This is a genomic window from Mycoplasma suis str. Illinois, from assembly GCF_000179035.2.
In the GTDB taxonomy this organism is placed as follows: domain Bacteria; phylum Bacillota_I; class Bacilli_A; order Mycoplasmatales; family Mycoplasmoidaceae; genus Eperythrozoon_A; species Eperythrozoon_A suis.
In genome coordinates this window covers 111,015-130,590 of the sequence record NC_015155.1, presented here as the reverse complement: position 1 = coordinate 130,590, position 19,576 = coordinate 111,015, and the positions used below count along the sequence as shown (strand labels likewise).

At 30.7% G+C, this 19,576-nt stretch carries 30 protein-coding genes; all 30 read right to left on the bottom strand.

What is annotated here, in order from left to right; all coding sequences use genetic code 4:
* Positions 1-68: 68 nt before the first annotated feature.
* A complete protein-coding gene (locus MSU_RS00755) occupies positions 69-662 on the bottom strand; it encodes a hypothetical protein (protein ID WP_013609655.1) in 594 nt (197 codons plus the stop codon).
* Positions 663-675: 13 nt separating this feature from the next.
* Entirely contained in the window at positions 676-1,383 is a 708-nt protein-coding gene (locus MSU_RS00750) for a hypothetical protein (protein WP_013609654.1), read from the bottom strand.
* Positions 1,384-1,389: 6 nt separating this feature from the next.
* Positions 1,390-1,983, bottom strand: a complete 594-nt coding sequence (locus tag MSU_RS00745; protein WP_013609653.1) for a hypothetical protein — start codon at positions 1,981-1,983, stop codon at positions 1,390-1,392.
* Positions 1,984-2,094: 111 nt separating this feature from the next.
* Positions 2,095-2,691 carry a hypothetical protein gene (locus MSU_RS00740; RefSeq protein WP_013609652.1) on the bottom strand — a complete coding sequence of 199 codons (597 nt, stop codon included), beginning with the start codon at positions 2,689-2,691 and terminating at the stop codon, positions 2,095-2,097.
* A gap of 50 nt (positions 2,692-2,741) precedes the next feature.
* Entirely contained in the window at positions 2,742-3,344 is a 603-nt protein-coding gene (locus MSU_RS00735; RefSeq protein ID WP_013609651.1) for a hypothetical protein, read from the bottom strand.
* Positions 3,344-3,934 carry a hypothetical protein gene (locus MSU_RS00730; protein WP_013609650.1) on the bottom strand — a complete coding sequence of 197 codons (591 nt, stop codon included), beginning with the start codon at positions 3,932-3,934 and terminating at the stop codon, positions 3,344-3,346. The genes MSU_RS00735 and MSU_RS00730 overlap by 1 nt, the downstream gene beginning before the upstream one ends.
* Positions 3,935-3,937: 3 nt before the next feature.
* The gene (locus MSU_RS00725; RefSeq protein WP_013608847.1) at positions 3,938-4,471 is read right to left on the bottom strand and encodes a hypothetical protein; all 534 of its coding nucleotides are present in this window, start codon (positions 4,469-4,471) and stop codon (positions 3,938-3,940) included.
* A gap of 65 nt (positions 4,472-4,536) precedes the next feature.
* Positions 4,537-5,094: a hypothetical protein gene (locus tag MSU_RS00720; protein ID WP_013608846.1), complete on the bottom strand. Its 558-nt coding sequence runs from the start codon at positions 5,092-5,094 to the stop codon at positions 4,537-4,539.
* A gap of 52 nt (positions 5,095-5,146) precedes the next feature.
* Complete coding sequence (locus tag MSU_RS00715) at positions 5,147-5,719, bottom strand: hypothetical protein (RefSeq protein ID WP_013608845.1); 573 nt, start codon at positions 5,717-5,719, stop codon at positions 5,147-5,149.
* A 24-nt stretch (positions 5,720-5,743) separates the two neighbouring features.
* Positions 5,744-6,340: a hypothetical protein gene (locus tag MSU_RS00710; protein ID WP_013608844.1), complete on the bottom strand. Its 597-nt coding sequence runs from the start codon at positions 6,338-6,340 to the stop codon at positions 5,744-5,746.
* 203 nt (positions 6,341-6,543) lie between these two features.
* Positions 6,544-7,065 (bottom strand): hypothetical protein, encoded by a 522-nt coding sequence (locus tag MSU_RS00705; protein WP_013609648.1) that lies wholly within the window; start codon positions 7,063-7,065, stop codon positions 6,544-6,546.
* A 6-nt stretch (positions 7,066-7,071) separates the two neighbouring features.
* On the bottom strand, positions 7,072-7,575 hold the full coding sequence (locus MSU_RS00700; RefSeq protein ID WP_013609647.1) for a hypothetical protein: 504 nt from the start codon (positions 7,573-7,575) through the stop codon (positions 7,072-7,074).
* Between the two features lie 105 nt (positions 7,576-7,680).
* Entirely contained in the window at positions 7,681-8,181 is a 501-nt protein-coding gene (locus tag MSU_RS04345; protein ID WP_013609646.1) for a hypothetical protein, read from the bottom strand.
* A 24-nt stretch (positions 8,182-8,205) separates the two neighbouring features.
* Positions 8,206-8,715, bottom strand: a complete 510-nt coding sequence (locus MSU_RS00690) for a hypothetical protein (protein WP_013608839.1) — start codon at positions 8,713-8,715, stop codon at positions 8,206-8,208.
* 6 nt (positions 8,716-8,721) lie between these two features.
* Positions 8,722-9,273 carry a hypothetical protein gene (locus MSU_RS00685; protein ID WP_013609644.1) on the bottom strand — a complete coding sequence of 184 codons (552 nt, stop codon included), beginning with the start codon at positions 9,271-9,273 and terminating at the stop codon, positions 8,722-8,724.
* 31 nt (positions 9,274-9,304) lie between these two features.
* Positions 9,305-9,835 (bottom strand): ribonuclease H family protein, encoded by a 531-nt coding sequence (locus MSU_RS00680; protein WP_013609643.1) that lies wholly within the window; start codon positions 9,833-9,835, stop codon positions 9,305-9,307.
* A 31-nt stretch (positions 9,836-9,866) separates the two neighbouring features.
* On the bottom strand, positions 9,867-10,646 hold the full coding sequence (locus tag MSU_RS00675; protein ID WP_013608836.1) for a hypothetical protein: 780 nt from the start codon (positions 10,644-10,646) through the stop codon (positions 9,867-9,869).
* 80 nt (positions 10,647-10,726) lie between these two features.
* On the bottom strand, positions 10,727-11,035 hold the full coding sequence (locus MSU_RS00670; RefSeq protein WP_013608835.1) for a hypothetical protein: 309 nt from the start codon (positions 11,033-11,035) through the stop codon (positions 10,727-10,729).
* Positions 11,025-11,183, bottom strand: coding sequence for a hypothetical protein (locus tag MSU_RS04620; RefSeq protein ID WP_013608834.1), 159 nt, complete (start codon positions 11,181-11,183; stop codon positions 11,025-11,027). The genes MSU_RS00670 and MSU_RS04620 overlap by 11 nt, the downstream gene beginning before the upstream one ends.
* A gap of 11 nt (positions 11,184-11,194) precedes the next feature.
* On the bottom strand, positions 11,195-11,683 hold the full coding sequence (locus MSU_RS00665; protein WP_013609642.1) for a hypothetical protein: 489 nt from the start codon (positions 11,681-11,683) through the stop codon (positions 11,195-11,197).
* An 11-nt stretch (positions 11,684-11,694) separates the two neighbouring features.
* Positions 11,695-12,588 (bottom strand): hypothetical protein, encoded by an 894-nt coding sequence (locus MSU_RS00660; RefSeq protein WP_013608831.1) that lies wholly within the window; start codon positions 12,586-12,588, stop codon positions 11,695-11,697.
* A 27-nt stretch (positions 12,589-12,615) separates the two neighbouring features.
* Positions 12,616-13,416 (bottom strand): hypothetical protein, encoded by an 801-nt coding sequence (locus MSU_RS00655; protein WP_158304033.1) that lies wholly within the window; start codon positions 13,414-13,416, stop codon positions 12,616-12,618.
* Between the two features lie 8 nt (positions 13,417-13,424).
* Entirely contained in the window at positions 13,425-13,889 is a 465-nt protein-coding gene (locus tag MSU_RS00650) for a hypothetical protein (protein WP_237696899.1), read from the bottom strand.
* 52 nt (positions 13,890-13,941) lie between these two features.
* The gene (locus MSU_RS04340) at positions 13,942-14,823 is read right to left on the bottom strand and encodes a hypothetical protein (protein ID WP_013609638.1); all 882 of its coding nucleotides are present in this window, start codon (positions 14,821-14,823) and stop codon (positions 13,942-13,944) included.
* A 7-nt stretch (positions 14,824-14,830) separates the two neighbouring features.
* A complete protein-coding gene (locus MSU_RS04335; RefSeq protein WP_013609637.1) occupies positions 14,831-15,511 on the bottom strand; it encodes a hypothetical protein in 681 nt (226 codons plus the stop codon).
* A gap of 158 nt (positions 15,512-15,669) precedes the next feature.
* Positions 15,670-16,530, bottom strand: coding sequence for a hypothetical protein (locus MSU_RS00635; RefSeq protein WP_013609636.1), 861 nt, complete (start codon positions 16,528-16,530; stop codon positions 15,670-15,672).
* 2 nt (positions 16,531-16,532) lie between these two features.
* Positions 16,533-17,429, bottom strand: a complete 897-nt coding sequence (locus tag MSU_RS00630) for a hypothetical protein (RefSeq protein ID WP_013609635.1) — start codon at positions 17,427-17,429, stop codon at positions 16,533-16,535.
* A 5-nt stretch (positions 17,430-17,434) separates the two neighbouring features.
* Positions 17,435-17,956 (bottom strand): hypothetical protein, encoded by a 522-nt coding sequence (locus MSU_RS00625; RefSeq protein WP_013609634.1) that lies wholly within the window; start codon positions 17,954-17,956, stop codon positions 17,435-17,437.
* Positions 17,957-18,121: 165 nt separating this feature from the next.
* Entirely contained in the window at positions 18,122-18,697 is a 576-nt protein-coding gene (locus tag MSU_RS00620; protein WP_013609632.1) for a hypothetical protein, read from the bottom strand.
* 202 nt (positions 18,698-18,899) lie between these two features.
* Entirely contained in the window at positions 18,900-19,568 is a 669-nt protein-coding gene (locus MSU_RS00610; protein ID WP_013609630.1) for a hypothetical protein, read from the bottom strand.
* Positions 19,569-19,576 lie beyond the last annotated feature (8 nt).

Sequence of the window (19,576 nt, the reverse complement as noted above, 5' to 3'; positions counted from 1 at the left end):
CATAATTGAAAGAGCTATTGCAGCTATCTTAAATGCTCCTAAAAAACTCATAACTATTTTTTACTAATTTAATGAATGCTTTTTTCTTTATAACAACTTGCAACAATTACTCCAACATATTCACCATCCTTTTTGTGACTACATTCTCATTCTTTCGTTGTTCATTTCTTTTCTGAATCACTCTTAAGTAAGTGATGCTTATCTCCAGTTAAGAATAAATATTCAGAAAAGAATCTAATAGCTGATTCCGGATCAGATCTAAATCACTTCTCTGGATATTTTGAAACATCTTCTCCCCACCTTTTCTTTACTTTTTTCTGACAATTATCACTATCTAAAGACTTATATTGCTCATAAATACTTCTTGTTCATTCTCAACAAAAATAGCTATTTTCAGACATTCCTTTGAAAATAGCTTCAGCTTTAAAACCTAATTCTTTCATCATTGTTTTGTGCTGCACTTCTTGTCTAGAAAGATTGATTCTCTTTTTAGCTTCTTCTTCAAGTTGTCTTCGTTTTTCCTTTTCTAATTTCCTTTTTTCTCTATAGTGGCTCAGATTTCTGTTTTTTAATGTGTAACTTAATCCCATACCTCCAACTGAAGTAGAACCAATTATTGAGATAGCTAGTGCAGCTATCTTTGCTGCACTAAATAGTCCCATTATTTTTTACTAGTTATGTTTGTTGAGTAAACTCACAACTAACAATTATTTTTTCTAAATTTTCTCCTGAAAATATTTGATTCTCACAACTTCAGCCATTATGTTTTCACTTTTGTTCTTTTTCAATTGTTCTCTCACTAAATATACCTTCAACATATTTACTTAATATTTCTTCAACTTTATCTTGTTTTGATTTAATTCATATTCTCGGAACTTTTTCTTTTAATTGTTCTCCAAAAATTTCATTAGCTAATTTTTGACAAGATTTTCCAGAAAAATCAAAGTTGTTAATAATTTCATTATTTTCATTAAATTTTCAAAAATAACAACTTACAGAATCATCTGTATTTTGTTTTTTCTGAATAACTGTTGCGTCAAATTCTTCCATTGAACTTTTTAATTGCTCTACAGTAGAAGAAGTATCTTCTTTGTTATCACTTTTTTCAGGGTCGTGAATATCTCCTTTAAGAGTTAGATTTTCGGACTTTTCAGTTCCATGAGCCTCAGAAACTATAACGGGATCTTTAATTTCTTTTATATCTGAAGAAATTTCTTCGGAAGATGAACTTACTATCTTATTTCCAAAAATAGAATTTTTTAATTTTTTAGGGGAACTTGGATTCCTATTCTCCAATAAATAATTAATTCCAAGGCCTCCGACGGAAGCAACACCCAAACCTAGAAATGAAGATAATATTAGGCTCTTAGAGCCTAAAAGCATATTATCTTATTCTCATTGTGAAAGTTTTCAACTTTCTTTATCACACCCTACAATTATCATGCCTTCATTTTCTTTATCTTCCTTGTGTTTACATCAAAATCCACCAGTTTCTCACAAATTATTATCTTTACTTTTCAGAATAGAAAACTTATTTTGGGACAAAGATAAGGAATTGTTGAGAAACACAATTGCTGAATCTGGATTAGATCTAAATCATTTTTCTGGTTGTTTGTCTGAATTTTCTCCTCAAATTTTTTGAACTTTTTCTTTACATTTTCCATTATCTAGAGTGGTTTTATCTTCATGAATTCCTTTTTCTCACTCTCAGCAAAGATAATTTCCATTCTTAACTCCTTTAGAAATTGCTTCTGCCTTAAATACTTTATGCTCAATTGGATCCTCTTCTTTTCTCTTTTGGCGTAATGTTTGGGCTTGCTTTTCAGCCTCAACTCTTTGTTTTTTATCTTGACTTCTTTTAATTCTGGCCTGCTCAGATAACTTGTTTTTCAGTTTGTAACTTAAACTACCACCTACTCCGGCAGTAGATCCTATTATTGAAATAGCTAATAAAGCTATTTTGGTTGCACCAAAAAAACTCATGACTATTTTTTAGCTCTTTAATTTAAATAACTTTTTAACAAATTAAGAAAAATAATTTATTAATTTTTTAAAAAATTTTGGACTTCTCGAGAAGTCCAAAACCTCATAAACTTATCTCCTTCTGTAATAAGAACTAGATTTTTTATTACAGCTAATGACTATTAACTCTTTATCATCTTTATCTTTTTTATGACTACATAAAAATGTACCAGTTTCTCAATTATCTTTTTCTTCACTTCTCAATAAGGAATATTTATCCCAAGTTAGAGATAAATTCTCTACAAAAAAGCTAATAGCTGATTCTGGATCTGACTTAAATCATTTTTCTGGTTGTGTTACAGAATTTTCTCCTCAAATTTCTTGAACTTTTTTCTTACATGCTTCTTCTTCTAAAGCTGTATGAACTCCCTTAATTCCATCTTTTCATTCTCAACACTGACTTCCATTTCCTTCTATTTTTTTGAAAATTGTTTCAGACTTAAATGTTTTGTTAACTAATGGAGCTTCTATTCTTCTCTGTTGTTGCAATAATTTAGCTTTTTTCTCGGATTCTACCCTTTCATTTCTTTCTGCAATTCTCTTTTCCCTAGCTTTTTCGGAAATCTTACTTTTTAAGGTATAACTTAAACCAATACCGACAGTGGCGGTAGTTCCCATTATTGAAAGAGCCAACACAGCTATTTTAGTTGCCCCAACAAGAAAACTCATTATTGTGTTTTCTTATTTTTCATTATTTATTAATCAAAAAATTCTTATTTTTAACTCAAAAATCAAGAATTTTTCTTATCACATCTAACAACAACTTTTCTTTTATCTTGAGTATCTTCTGTATATTTACATTTCAAATCTTTAGTTTCTCAACCTCCCTCTTTCTTTTCTCTAGAGACATGATATTTATTTATCACTGGTTTGAAATGTTTTTCAAAAAATGCAATAGCTGTTTCTAAATTTGATCTAAATCACTTTTCAGGCTTATTTTCAGAATCTTCTCCCAAAGCTTCTTGAATTTTTTGTTGACATTGTTGTTCTCCTAAAACTTCTGGATTTTCATGAATACTTTTTGTTCATTGTCAACAACGATAAGTTCCATCAGTCATTCCCTTTAAAAATGCTTCTGCCTTTAATCCGGAATTTAGATCAGCAATTTCATTCAATGTAACTTCTTTTTTCGCTTTAGCTCTTTCTTCTTCCATCAAAGCTCTTAATCTTTCTCTTTCCTGTCTCTCTAAATTTCTCTTTTTTCTTATTTCACTATTGTTTTTATTTTTTAGAACGTAACTAAAACCTGCTCCTCCACTAACAGTAGAGCCTATTATTGAAAGAGCTAATGCAACTATTTTGGATGCACCTAGAAAACTCATTAAGTTTTCTTATTTTCACAAATAACTATTACTTTTCTGGAATCTTTTTCATCTTCTTTGTAATTGCAGAACATATCTTTAATTTCCCATCTACCTTCTTTCTTATTTCTTAATTCTTGATATTTATTTTGAAAGAGTCTAAAGTTTTTAGCAAAAAATGAAATAGCTGTTTCTAAATCTGATCGAAATCATTTTTCAAATTTATTCTCTGAATTTTCTCCCGAAATTTCTTTAATTTTTGCTTGACATTCATCTCCATCTCACTTTTCAGGTTCTTGTTCAATATTTTTATTTCATCTTCTGCAAACATAACTTTGTCCATCCATTCCCTTGAAAATAGATTCGGCTCTAAATCCTTTATTTAGAGCAAGAACTTCACTCATTGGTATTTCTTGAGAAGCTTTTTCTTTCCTTTCTTTAAATAAAGATCTTTGCTTTTCTCTTTCTTGTCTCTCTAAACTTCTTTTCTTTCTAGTTTCAATAGCATTTTTATTTCTTAAAAAATGACTAAATCCTGCTCCACCTCCGACAGTAGATCCAACTATTGAAAGTGCTATTGAAACTATTTTTACTGCACCTAAAAGTCCCATATATTAATCACAAATAACAACTATTTTTCCTTCATTCTCTTTATTTTCTCAATGTTTACATTCTCAACCATTAGCTGAATTCCAGCTCCCCTCTTTTTCTCTAATTATTGGATTATCTCTTCTTTCTCTACCGATTTCAATAAATCCTTTATCTTCAAAAAACTTAGCAGATGTTTCTCTATCAGATCTAAATCACATTTGGGGTTGATTTTCAACATTTCCCTTCCATAGACTTTTTACTTTTTCTTCACAATCTTTATCTTTTAGCATTACTACTCCTCCAGTTTCTTTTATTCATCCTCTACAAAAATAACCTCCATTTGTTCTACTTTTTCCAATTCCTATAGACTCAGAACTAAATTCTGAAGCTTGTTTTATTGGACCTATCACACTATTTTTCAATCATGAACTTTTTCATTTAAGAGGGTTTAAATCTTCGCTTTGCAAAAAATAACTTAATCCAAAAACTCCTCCAGAAGTGAGACCAACTATTGAAAAAGCTATAGCTGATATTTTGGTAGCTCCTAAAAGACTCATTAATTAATAAATATTTGTAAATCTTTTATTTTGATAAATGATATTTTGAAATTTCCATAAACCTTTTAACTAGTCAAATCGGAAGAATTTGGTCCAAAACTAACAACTATTTGTTTAGTGTTGTTACATTCAATAATTACTTTTTCTGTATTATTTTTATCCTCTTTATTAGTGCATTCTCATCCACTATGAGATCATTTTTCTTTCTTATTTTTATCTAGTAAATCTCTCTTATTGTCTGGCAGAGAAAAAAATCTTTTAAAGTATGATGCTACATTTTTTTGATCTGCTCTTATCAATTGTTCTAGAAGTTTTCCAGAACTTTCTTCTCAAGTTGATTTGATTAATTTTTGGCAATCATTACCTTCCAATATTTTTGGTTCTTTTCTTCCTGAAGCATCTCCTTCTCAACCCTTACAAATAGGGCTATCCCCATACATTCCTCCGTTATAAATTACTTCTATAGAAAATTTCAAATCCTTTTCTTTATCCTTAAGTGGAGAGGGAGAAACATCTTTTTTCTCCTTTATTTCTTTTTTAAAAGGATTTAATTTTTCATCTTGAATAATGTAGCCTAATCCCAAACCTCCTGCGGAAGCAATTCCTCCTAAAGGAATTGCCAATAATACTAATTTAGTTGCGGAAAGCAATTGGAATTCTTAAAAATTAATGTTTCTAATTAACATCTTCTGACTCCTCTCTTCTTGCCCCTTGTTCGCAATTAATAATTATTGTTTGTTCAGATTCATCTCTAAATTTTTGACAAGTTCAGCCCTGATTCATGACAGAAGTGTTTTCTAATTTGATGTTGTAATGTTTTAAAGCTTTGTTTACTGCATCTTCTTCTTTAGCCCTTATTCATAGTTTTGGTTGTTTTTGAGAATCATTTCACAACTCTCTAATTCTTTGATTACATTGTTCTACCTCTAATTGATCCAAAATTTCACTATTTCCTTGTAGAGTTAAGTTCTTACAAACTGAACTTCCATCTCCATTCTTATAAATTTCTTCAGCAGAAAATTCTTTTTCTCTTTTTGCTTGAGGTTGAATAATTGGAGTAATGGTATTTTTAACATCTCCTCTCGATAAAGTATCTAAAGTCTTTAGTCTTCTCGTTTCTAAATAAGGTTTTATTTTCTCCACTACATTAATTACCTCATTTCCGAAAAAATAACTAATTCCATATCCACCTCCAACAACTCCACCAGCAGAAATCATTGTTACCAAAACTTTTGTTAAAGGTAACAAAAATTAAATGTTTAGTGTTTTAAATTAAAGGATTTCCTCTTCATCTGATTGTTCCCTAACTTCTTTTTCGCAACTAACAATTCATTTCTCTCCATTATCTTGCCGAATATCTTGACATTTTCATCCCTTATTCATTGCAGAACTATCTGTTAATGTAATGCTGTGTTGTTTCAAATCTTTTTCAATTACACCCTTTTCATCAGCTCTTATTCATAGTTTTGGTTGTCTTTGCGAGTCACTATTTCACAATTCTTTAACTTTCTGATCACAAAAATCTTGCTCTACTATTTCAAAACTCACACTATTCCCAGAAAGAATCAGATTTTTACAAATTGTTTTTCCATCATCTTGTTTATAAATTTCTTCCGCTGCAAACTTCTTTTGTTGAATTATTGGCAATGCAACGCTAGGAGAATAATCCTTACTTCCTTTACCTCCCCTAAATTCTTCTTCCTTAATAGTTCTTCTTGTCTCAGTTGGACCTACCTTTCTTTTTTCTTCCGGAATTAATTTCGCTCCCTCATCTTTCAACAAATAACTAACTCCATAACCTCCAGCAACAACTCCGCTCAAAGAAATTGTTGTGGCTAATGCCTTTAAAGGACTAACTAGACCTATCATTTTCTAATACTTATTTATTAGTCGGAGGATTTCCTCCGACTATATTTTTTACATTCTGTTCCTTTTGCCCCCCCCAAGCTAACTAATGTTTCATTTATTTCAAAATTTTTTAAGTTTCACATAAGCAAAATTACATATATTTTATAGACCAACTTTAAATTATTGAAATCTCCCCCCCCCTCGGGGGGGGAGAGAAAAAATAATTAAGTTGTAGTTGCTATTCTAGGATCTTCCTTAAAACAAGCAACAATTACTTTTCCGGAATTTTTCTTATTATTGCAAGTCAAATTATTTCTTTTTCAATTTCCCTCATAATCTTTATTCATAGTTTGCTCTATATCTTCCGGAAGAGGATCAAAATATTGACCAAAAACACCATCAAATTTGTTGTAATCAGTTTCCAATCATTCTTCTAACTGTCTATTTTCTTTTAGTAGTTCCTGAAACTTATTGTTGCATTCTATTTCAGGAATTACATCCATCTTCTCGCTATTAATATTTGTTATTCATTTTTGACATAGTAATTTGTAATTACTATCTGTTTCTTCTGTTTTCTTTATATAGCTAGCAAATATTTTGGAATTTTCTCCATATTTTTCATCTAATTGTTTTTGTTCAGCTGCTTCATTTAAATAAGTTGTTATTCCATAACCTCCAACTCCCAAAGATGAACTGGCCGCAGTTACAGCAAATGGGATTGCAACTTTTTTTAATACAGAAACCATATGTTACTATCTATCCGTTTTTCTGATGAGAGACTTAAAAGAATCAGGAATATAACAACTTATTTCTATTCTTTCTTCAGAAGAACTTTTCTTTTCGCAAGTTAAACCTAAAGCATCTCATCTTTCTCCAAAAGAAGCTTTCCTAGCTTTTTCATTATCTGGGAAAAAATGTTCCATAGCTTCTTTTGAATGCTTTTCTTTAACTCTCAATCACATTTCAGGTTGTTCTTCTTTCTCTCAATTTCCCTTAACTATTCTTTTACATTCTTCCCTAGACATATCTTCTTCCTGACCGTTTATTAATTTTCCACAAAAATTTCTTTCCAGATTACTTCCCCTAATTATGTAATCAGCAGATGAAGAGGGGAGAGGATCCAATGTTTCTTCATCTGCTGACTCTAAAGAAGTTTCACTCCCAGAATTTCCTTTCCTAAAATAATAACTTCCGGCAGCAGTTAAACCTCCTGCTGCAACAATTAAAGACCAAATAATGTTGCAACCTTTCAACATTTTTCTACTACTGAGCTTTCATTAACTTTAAAGGATTTCTGAATATTTTTAGAAATTCATTTCTCAGAATTCCCCTAAAAATAAGAAGGAATTAATTCCTTCTTATTAAGTATTGTTTTGCTGTTTTTTAAAACAACTAATTATTGATTTTTCAAATTTTTCTTCTTTTTTGCAAGTTAAATCTCTGTACATTCAATTACCTTCATAATTTCCGTTTAGCAATAAATCAACCATCTCAGGAATAGTTAAGAAATATTCAGAAAAAACTTCTTTCAATTTACCTTTATTAACTATTAAAAGTCTTTCTAATTGAGAATTTTCCTTAAAGGGAGAAAGACTTTTAATTAATTTTTGACAATCATTTTCACTTATTTTTTCACTTTTACTTTTTTCTTCTTGCGTAAATCATTTGGTGCAAGAAAAATTACTGCTTTCTCCATTTACTTTTTCAATATAGTTTGCAAATGTATTTGATTCTTTTCAGTGACTGAAATCCAAATAATTTTGTTTAGGTAAAAAACCTAAATAATTGGCAACATAGCCTCCACCAACTATAGTTGCAAAGAAACCCAAAACAGGAAACATTATCTTAGAAAGCCCTACCATCTAGGGCTTTTTTCTAATTAAAAGCTAATAAGAATTGTTTGAACAACTAACAATTATTTTTTCAGAAATTTGCTCATTATTACAGTCCAAGTTTTGATATTTTCAATTTCCTAAATAATTTTCATTATTCATAAATAATAATTCTGATTCTTCCGAAAGATTGTCAAAATATTGACTAAAAGATTCTGAAAATCTTTCTTTATCTGATTCCATTCAGATTTCTAACTTTTTATTTTTCGAAACAAGATCTTGAAATTTCTTATGACATTCTGGGATAGGAAAATCTTCTTTTCTATCCCCAATCTCACTAGTTATTAATTTTTCGCACAATAAATTAAAGCTATTTTCACTCTCTTCAGTTTTCTTGATGTATCTAGAAAATACTTTCGAATTCTCTCCATATATCTCATCCTGCCTACTTTGTCTAGATACATCATTCAAGTAATTCGAAATTCCATATCCGCCAGCACCTAATGATGAACTTGTCCCGACCAAAGCTATTGGAGCAACAAATTTCTTTAATACTGTAATCACAGACAACTAGTTTCTTCTTTGTCAATATTGTCCTCAAATATATCTAGTTCCTTTATGAGAACAACTCATTTCAATTTTTCTATCTGAAGGCAATGAGTCTTTAAAGCAAGTTAAACCATAAAAATTAATTTCTTGTTTTGAGGGATAATCTGCTCCTAAACTACTTCCTCCAGGGAAATATCTTTGGAATGCCTCCTCCATATTATCTATATCTGTTCTCAGCCACACTTGTGGCTGAACATTATTATTTTCATTTCAACTTTTTTGTTTAACTATTCCATCACACTCTTCTTTTGTCATATTTCTTTCTTGACCATTTTCTACTTTTTTGCAATAATGTTCTTTTCCATTATTGCCTTTAATAATGAATTCAATATTTGCAGATGAAGAAGAATTTTTTTGCAAAAAACTTTTATATCATTCCCCAAATCTCTCTTCATGTGTCTTTCTAGGTTGTTTAATGTAATTGTCATAATAACTCATAAATCCATAACTTCCTGCGGCAGCAGCTCCCCCAATCCCAGCAACTATCGATAGAACAGCTATTGCCGGATTCATTAATTAACTAAATTTTCCTCTCAAAGAAAGACTAAGACTCTCAATTAATTTGTTTTTCTCTTATAAATTCTTGAGCATCATAACAAGAAACAATTACTTTTTGTCCTTCATTAGACTTACTATTTTCACAAATTAAAGAGCCATGATTTCACTCTCCTTCAAAATTTTCATTAACTAAAGATTCATTTTCCTCAGAAAGAGGAGAAAAATATTGTTGAAGAATATCTTTAAATCTATTCTTTTCAACTTCTAATCATTTCTCCACACGAACTTTTTCTCCTCTCAAAGGTAATTGTTGAAAAGATTTTTGACATTCAAATTCAGGAATAATAGCTCTTCTATCTCCTTCATCACTACTTACTCATTTTTCACAAAATAAATCAAAACTTTCAACATTGTCATTAGTTTTTCTGATAAATTGTGCAAATACTTTCGCATTTTTTCCATAATTTTCCTCTAATTGTTGTTGCTCACTATTTCAATATCTAGATAGACCATATCCCGCCCCTACAGAAGTTCCTGCCCCAGCAAGAACTATTGGAATGAAAAACTTTCTTACCATAAATCTATTTGATTATTTTTAGAAGAAAATATTAATCTTCTTCATCTTCGTCATCATCTCCTCCATCTAAATTATTTGAACCAACTATACCATGACAACTCACAACTACATCTTGATCACTTTGAATTTCTTTCTCACACTTCAAAGATCTATTTTTGAAATTTTGATTATTTCCGGAAATCAATTTTTCAATATTTTCTTCTCCAAAAAGAGATTGATATTCTTTCAAAATTTCTTGAATTTTATTTTGAGTAGTTCTTAATCAAAATACTGGATTTTGATTATCTTTTGTATTTCAAAAAATACTTTTTAAGTCTTTGCAAGAACTGGAGCTAACTTTCTTATTCTCTTTATTTCCATTTTTAAAAGTCAGTTGATAACATTCACCATCTCCAGAAAAATATTGATTGTAAATTAATTCAGCATCCACTTGCTTCTCTCTATTCAAGGAAATAGAAGTAGAAATACTTTCTTCGCTTCGCAAATTATTGCCCCCCCCAAGATTTGATTGGGTTTGAGCTGAATGAGTTCCACTATTTGTTGCTCCAGAATCTTCTGTTCCCGTAGAAACACTACTTGCCCGAGAACTTGCTTCATGATTATCATTTCTAGTTGTTTGAGGTCCTGATTCTCCTTTTTCTGAAGGAGAGGAATGAGAATCAGTTCCTCTATTTTCTGCACTTCTTCTAACTAATGTTCTACTTTTTCCACCTCCCTTTCCATTAATTAAGTAACCTATACCATAACTTCCTCCTGCGGCTGTCCCGCCCAGAGATAAGGACAGAAATAATGTTTTGAATAAATAAGACAAATTAGTTACTAATTATTTCTTATTTATCTAGTTAATTAATAGCTTAATTTAGAGAGGGGGTAAATTAAATTTTTATGAATTTAAGTTTTGTGATGGCACATCACAATTACTTTTTGGTTTTCTAATTTTTTATTACAAGTTAGGTTATTTTTAGAATCTTCTCAATTTTTGGGTTCATCAGTTTCTAAATTATTTTCAAAATTTCAAGAATAATTTTTCAAGGCTTCTTTGATTTTTCCCTTATCGGCTCTAATTCATAATGCAGGTTTTTTCCCACTCTCATCTTTCCAGAAAGTATCGATAAATTTTTTACATTCTTGTTCTAAATTTTTCTTAACTTCTTTTTTCTCAATATCTAAGAAATCACAATTAACTTTTTTATCACTCATTGAGAAATAAATAATTTCAAAATCAGCTTTTCTTGGTGGCTCTTAAAAAATCTAAATTTGTGTTAATTAAATAATTCACTCCTAGGCCTCCAGCTGTAGTTCCGACAAAAGAAGTGAAAATAACTGCTGCTTTAACTAATGCAGACATGTTCTATTAATTTATTTTCCTGTTATTTGAGGAGATATTTCTTCAATCTCGCATTGAATTTCAATTCACTTATAACCTTCATTTTCTTCTTTTTTAGTTTCACATTTCTTTTTATTTTCTTCTTTAGTTAATATTTTCGCATCCCTTGGCTTCGCATCATTGGCGAAAACAACAATCCATTCTTCAGGTTGTTCAGTTTCTGCAGATAATCTTTTCACTTCTTCCTCTCTAATTCTTATTTGAAAACTATTTTTAGATTCTTTATTTTTTAATGATCAATTTGTAGAACATTCCTCAAAAGGATCATTTCTGTTGTCTTCTTTTATAAATTGACAAACTCTTTTTCCATCCTTAAAAATCAAAACTTTTTCTCCAATAAATTTTGGATCCATAAATTTTGATTTTTTGGATGTCAAAGATACAACTCCTAAACCTGTACCTGCAAGAGTTATTGTGGAGCCAACCAAAATTACTAATTTAGCTCCTATTGAACTAAACATTTAAACAATTTTTACTTATCGCATTTAATTAAAAATTTGTCATCATCTTCAGAATTGTCTTTTAATTTTCGACATTCCCAAGAATCTTTATTTCAGCTAGATTTAGAGGCTGATAAAGATTGATCAAATAATTCAAACTTTTTCAAAATTGTCTTAATTTTTCACTTATCGGCACTCAATAACACTAAGGAATTTTTATTACTTTCATATTTACTTTTTCACAAATTTCAAAGTGAAAAAGATGAACTACAGTCAATCTTTTGAAGTCTTCCTAAAGAATTTCCATCTCCTCTAATTAATCTTTGACATTCTGTATCTTTAGGAATTTCCTCCACTTTTATAAATTCAGCTAAAAAAATATCTGCAGAATCTTCTTCATCTTGCGAAAAACCTAAATTATCTTTTTCCTCATCTCTAGAAATATAGAATTTTCAGTCTTGTAAATTCTCCGAAGATTCTTCTAATTCTTCTTCCTCTTTCGGAGGAACTTTCTCTTCAAGAACTCTTAATTTTTTATTTTCTGAAATTGAAACATCATTTGTTGTTGTAACCTCAACATTCATTCTTTTATTATCTTGAGCTCCGGAGACAGTTGTAATTTGTTGAGTTCCAACTTTATCTCTTTCTAAAGTTCTTTCATTAGAAGTTAAAGTCAAATCATTTTCTCTATTTTCGCTCACACTAGAACTTCCAGATTCTCTTAAATCGTTCGAAGGATCTTGAAGATGTGGATTTTCAGCAGAAGGACTTTTAGAAGTTTTTAATGTGTCACTATTGCTGGAAATTTGTTCATTTTTAGGTTTTGGTTTAAAGTAACTAACTAATCCATAGCTTCCCGCTGCAGCTGTACTAGTAGTACCCACCATTAAAGCTAGGATGTAAGTTCCTAGCTTTAAAAAAGACAAATTAATAGATTACTAAAAAAACCTGAACTATGAGAAAAATTCACATGCAATTAAGAATCCATCATTATTGCTTACTGCACTGTCATATTGTTTAAAACAAGCTAAGCTATCAGTATTTCAAGTAGTACTTCTACTTGTTGATAAATTCTCATCAAATATTTCAAATTTTTTGAGAGAAGTTGTAATTTTCTCTCGCTCAGCAAACAATAATATTGAAAGATTTTTATCTTTAACCTCCTTATCTTTTCTTTGTCAAATACTTCAAATGGATAAATCTTGGCAAAACTTGTTAACTTTATTTCCTGACTTTCTATCTAGCTTTTGACAAGTTGGAGAATCTCAACTTTGTCTTTTTTCTCTCTTAATGAATTCTGCAATATGGGGTACTTCTTCAGAGCCTTCATCTTCCATTGAATAACTGTTTTTTTCTGTTTCTTCTCCAACAGATATATAGTGTTTTCACTGCTCATTATCTACAGATTCTTCTCCAGAAATTTCTAATGATCTTTTCGACTTAACTGAAAGAGATTTTTCGTGCACTTTCCTCTGTATTTCTTGGGAGTCAGAATTACTTTCAATAGGGTCTTTTGAAAATTTATTTGTTTCTAATTCTTGTGTTGTGGATGGAATGGCGGACAAAAAAGAAGATGAGGAAGTTCCTTTGTTGTAATCAGAAACATTTGCTATCCCTTTACTTAAAGAAGAATGAGTGACTATTGAACTAGTTTTATCTGGTTTTTTGAAAACACTAACTAGTCCATAGCTGCCTGCGGCAGCTGTACTAGTAGTGCCAAACATTAAAGTTAACAACTTTAATGCTGTATTCAATTTTTTAACTAATTGCTTGAGTTCTTATTGTGACAAAAAACAATAATTTCTTCATTTTCAGTTTTTTTGATACAAGTTCTATGTTCATCTCCTCATTCCTCTTCACTTTCTTTACCTAAGGAATCAAACTTACTTTTCAAATTTGAAAAGTAAACTTCTAAAGTTTCAGAAGCTTTATCTTTGTGAGATTTCATTCAAAAAGATGGCTTTCTTCCATCTTTTTCTTTTCAAAATTGATCAATTAATTCTTTACATTTAGGATCTATTTTTTCTTTGTTCTCTTGCTTTTTGACATCTTTAAAAGTTCAGAAAGCACAATTAACATCTGCATCTCCATCATATAGTTGATAAATAACTTCAGCGCTCGGAAATTCTTCTGGTTTTTCTTTTTGACTCAAAGAAAAAAAATTGTTATTTATTAAATAGCTTGCTCCTAATCCGCCAGAAGTAACTCCTACCAAAGAAGCTGTCATTATTGAGCCTTTAATTAAGGGAGTCAAATTTAATTCCTAATTTTTCACTTTTTTAATAACTGTGACAAGAAATTAAAAATCTGTCATTTTCGCTTAATGAAATGTCATCTTCTTTCATGCATGTCAAACTTTCTAAATTTCATGATGTTCTCTTATTTACTAGGAGTTCTTGGTCATATATCCCAAAACTTTTCAAAGATGTTGTAATTTTTTCTTGATCAGCAAATAATAATGCTGAAAGGTTTTTATTTTGTTGACCATTGACATTACTTTCTCATCAATTTCAAATTGATAAATTGGAACATTTTTCAGCTTCTATTTTCTTCACATTACCTAATGCATCTCTAATCAATTTTTGGCATAATGCTAACCCCCCTTTTTCTTTTTGTCACTTAATAAATTCAGCTACAAAAAGATCTGAATGAGAATCTTCATCATCTCCAAAAAAGGGTTCCAACTTTTCTTGCAATTCACTTCTTGAGATGTAGTGTTCTCATCTCTGATCTCTAGATCCAGTATTTGAAGTCACTAAAGATCTAACTTGTATAGGAATAGAAGTAATTTCTGACTTTCCTCTTTCTTCTACTCCTACTGGTACTTGTTCTTTATGTTTTGAGTCAGGGGAAGATATTTTTAATCCTTCTTGATCCCCTGACTCTTTAGTTTTTTCTCCTAAATTTCCAGATTCTTGAGTTGTTCTTTCATGCTGCTCAGGTAAATCTGAATTTTCTTGTTTTTTCAATAAATCAGTTGAATTGTTGTTAGATCCTTCAGGATTAATTTGCAAAAGATCATTTCCTGTAGGTTTTTGTTTTTCACGATCTATAGAAATTTTTTGAGGATTTTTGAAATAGCTAACTAGTCCATAGCTGCCTGCGGCAGCTGTACTAGTAGTTCCAAACATTAAAGCTAACAGCTTTAATGCTGGAGCCATTATTTATTTATTGCCAATGACAGGCAATCAAAAATTTTTCATGATTACTTATTGCTTCATCATTTTGTTTGAAGCAAGTCAAGTTATCATTTGTATTTCAAGTAATTGCCTTACTAGAAGGCAAAGAATCTATAAACAAACCAAACTTTCTTAAAGAAGTTTTGATTTTTTCTTGATTTACCAACAATAAAACAGAAAGTTGTTTATCTGTTTTACTTTGTTTTTCTCAAGAGCCTCAAGAAGACAAATAATTACATTCTTTAACTACAGTTCTATCTGAACTAATTCCAAATCCTTTTATAAATTGCTGACAAATTGGATTACCTTGACTATTTTTTTCTCTCTTAATGTATTCAGCAATTACAGAGATAGGAGATTCTTCTTCATCTTTCTCAAACTCTCCTCCCCCACTTTCATCTCTGGAGATATAGTATTCTCACGCAGAATCTTTTTGGGATCCTTTATTTAGTGTCTCGGAGATACTTTCAGGAGAAGCAGATGAAATAATTCTTTGGTGATTTCCAGAATTTCTTTCTTCTCCATCTCTTAAGGAAGGTTCTGCTCTAGAAGAAGTGGAAGAAGTTCCAAAACTAATTTCTCTCGTTTGTCCCTTAGAATTTTGAGTACCTTTTTGTTCGAGAGTTACTCCACTTCTTTGAACATCTCCGAGAGGTTTTGGGGCAGACAAAGATTGAGAAGAAACAGACTTAGAACTTCCTTCAGGACCTTTTTTGAAATAACTAACTAGTCCATAGCTGCCTGCGGCAGCTGTACTAGTAGTTCCTAAAGTTAAGGCAGCAAGATAACTGCCTATTTTTAGAGCTGAAATACTACTCTAAATTCTTATTACTGACAAGTAATGAGAAATTTATTACTTTCATCATCTCCCCCTAAACTACCTGATTGTTTGCTACATACCAAGGAATCTTTGATTCATGTAGTCTTTTTTGTTGAAGCTAAATTTTCTCCATATAGTCCAAACTTTTCTAGAGTTTTTCTAACTATTTCTTTATCCACAAATAAAAGGTGAGAGAGCTTTTCATCTCTCTCCTTTTCTTTTTCTGATCATCAACTTCAAGAAGAGAGAACTTTACATTGTTCTTCTCCTTTCATTTGATTTCAGTTACTATTACCTTTCAGTAATCTCTGACAAGTTACTTCTTGCCCACTCTCTCTTTTTATGTATTCAGCTAAGAAAAAATCTCCATCTTCTACCTCATCATCTTCCAGAATTATTTCACTATTGTTTTTTCCTATATAGAACTTTCATTCCCCATCTTCAGGGGAATTTTGATCTAATAGTTTTGGAATAGCTTCTCTTCTAGTTGAAGAGTCATCAACTAATGAATGTGATGGTGTATTTCTTGAATCTTCTGATGTGGATCTAGTAGAGTGATTATTAATTTCAATTCCTAATTGTCCTGAAGATTGTTGTTGTGAAGGAGTTTGACCAGAATTTCTTGTTTCCGCTGAAACTGAAGTGGATTGAGTTTGAGAGCTTAGAGAGCGTGAAGATCCTTCCGGATTAGATGGGGAGGATGCGGAATTTGTTGTTTGTTCACCTTGAGTTTTTGGAGAATTTGAATTATTTTTGGAATCTTTTTTAAAGTAACTAAATAATCCATAGCTTCCTGCAGCAGCTGTACTAGTAGTCCCTACAGCTATGGCAGAAAAATAACCGACTAATTTTGCTGCAGCCAAAGACATAATTAACTACTTTTTTGAATACAGGTAATTAAGAATTTGGTCTCATTTCCTTTTTCTTTCTTACATTCCAAAGAATTATTAGTGTTTCATTTTTTACTTTTTGTAGAAGATAAAGATTCTGTTAAAAGACCAAACACTTCTAAAGCTTTTCTAATCTTTTCTTTATTTACAAAAAGCAAGGAGAAAAGATTTTCTCCTGATGAATTTCTACTATTCCATAAGCTAATTGAAGTTAATTGTTCGCATTCTTTCTGAACTGCATCACTTCAACTTATTCCTTCATTTCTAAAAGATTTCTTACACAATGGTTTGTCTCCAGATTTTGTGATGTATTCTGCGACAACAAGATCTTGGTTTTCTACTTCTTCCTCATCCTCGGCATAATTGCCGTTAGACAAATAAGTTTTTCATTCTCAATTATCGCTAGGATCTTCTTCTAAATATTCTTTTGCTTGCTGACTACTTCTTAAAACTTCAACTTCAGAAGAATCTCTATCACTTTTACCTTCGCTTGAAATAGATGAGCTCACGCTCGAAAAATCATTTCTTGCTTGAACTGATAGATTGTCTGTTTGCAAAGAAGTTCCTGAAAATTCTTGATGACCTTCTTGCAATCCTGACGATAGAGTTGTTGAATCTGCACTTCTGGTAGTTCTTTGTGAATGAGAAGATGAATGACTTAATTCATCATTATCTCTATGATTTTCAGGAGATGAACCACTACTCATTCCATCTCCAGAAACTTGTAAGGTTTTTGGAAGTCCTGAACTTAACGGAAAAGAATCATTTTTATTTTTGAAAAAACTAACTATTCCGTAGCTGCCTGCGGCAGCTGTACTAGTAGTGCCTACAGCTAGAGCGCAGATATAGCTAATTGCTTTGATGGCTGTTACAGCCATCTAAGTTAACTATTTCTTTCGCAAGTAATTAATACTTTGTTATCTGACTTTTCTTCTTTTTTGCAATTCAAAAAGCTTTCCGATCATTCTGTTGAGCCTCTACTAAATACTGAATCACTCTTTAAGTGATATTTTTGCGGTATCTCATTTTCTTTATTCTTATCAACTTCCAACCATATGAATGGTTGTTTCGTTTTTTCACTTCCTAACTTACTTGTAACTAAAGATTTGCAATCTTCTTCCGTAACTTGAGTTAAATTTTCCTGATTTTTGATTCATTTTTCGCATACTCATTTATCTGGAATAACTTCTTTTTGACCTTCTGTAACTCTTTGCTGAATATATAGAGCTACTAATTCTTCCCCATTATTAGTTATTTCAGAGTTTCTTGAATCTTGTGGTTTCTCTAAAGAAGTTGAACCAAAAGGAATTAATGAATATTTATTGGCCATATAGCCTCCGGTAGCTAATCCGCATATCGAAATTATCGGAATAGCTACTTTAGATAAAGTAGATAATCCAATCATTAGTCTTTGGTTTTGTTAACTAACCGGAGTTTCCTCCGATTTTTATTTCCCCTACAAGTTGTTTATTGTTTGAAGAATGTTGAACAAATGCCCCCCCCCGCATAAAAGAATTCAAGATTTTTATTTTTAAAAGGTTTTTGCTTTTCATTAAGCATTTATTTTTAATTATCTACTATCTCTGTATTTGCAGCTTACTATTATTTTCTCATTATCTATTTTGTCTTTCTTAACATTACAATCCATATTTTTAAAAATTCAATGATTAGTTTCCTCTCTAGGAACTGATAAATTGTTTGGTTTTTCTATATAAATTGTTCTTAAAAATTCTTCAGGTTTATTTCCTGAAGAATCAATTTTCAAAAACATATCAGGTTTTTCTTGTTCGAAATTATTTCAAACATTTTGAATTAATTTTCGACATTCTTCGGGATTTAAATTATTGTTTCTTTCATTTTCTTTTCCCTCTATTCATCTCTTGCAGGAAGGATAATCGTTTGTTCCTCAATTATCAATATGTTCCGCAATAACTCTAGATGAAGATGTTGATTTAAAGTTATTTACTTGTTTATGTTCTGGTGCACCTGATTCTCAATTTTCACTAATTCTCTTACTTTCGGGAATTGAGGTGGAACTGTCTGACTTGATTAATTTATCTTTCAGTAAATAACTAGTTGTTCCGACAATTCCTCCCACAGAAAAAATAGCCAAAGTTATTTTTGCTCAATTTACAGAACCAAACATTTTTTTGTATTCCTACTTTTCGTAAAGAAATAAGTTTAGAAAAAATTCTTTATCCAAAAAAATAAAAAATCTCTTCTCTAACATAAATATCTTTCTTTTTGGATTCTTTTGGCGACTCCTTATGAAAATTTCCTTATTAATGTTTTGGAAATTTTGTTTATGAAGGGTGGGAGAGGCTTCCCTCCCTTCTCTACTTATTTCTTTAAATAACTCTACTCTTAATATTTCCCTTTTCGCTAGTTTTTTCTTCACAAAGAACAATTATTTTTTCTCCATTAGATTCTTCTCAACCAGTTTTACAGAATTTTTTTCTTCCGAAAGTTAAACCATTTTTTAGTTTGCCAAAAAATTCTAAGTTATTTTCTATTCCATCTACTCCAAAGTAAAAACCTAAAGCATTGTAAGTTTCTTCTTTTTCAATTCTCAATAACATATCAGGTTTTTCCTCTTTTTTTCTATTTCAAATTCCTAAGAATTTATATTTACAGGGTCATCCCCAATCAGGGACACCCAAATCTTCTCCATATTTTTTACTATAACAACTCATTCATTCTTCCTCTTCTGTATCACTTTCTTCAACTTTTTTATAAAAAACTTCTGAAACTACTTTATTTGGATCAATTATTCGTTTTTTAGGTTCTTCTTGCGTGAGTGGAGCTTCTTGTTTTGTTCCTTCTGGCCCTTGAACGAGAGGCTTTAAATCTCTTGTTTCGGGAGTTTTATTTTGACTTTTTGATTGTCCAGAATCTTTCACTTCAACTTTGCTGTTATCACCTAAAAGTGCTATTAATCCGTAACTTCCTCCCCCAATAGTTCCTGCCAAAGATAAAAGAGGTATGGACAACTTTACTAAATTTGAAAAACTAAACATTTAGTTTC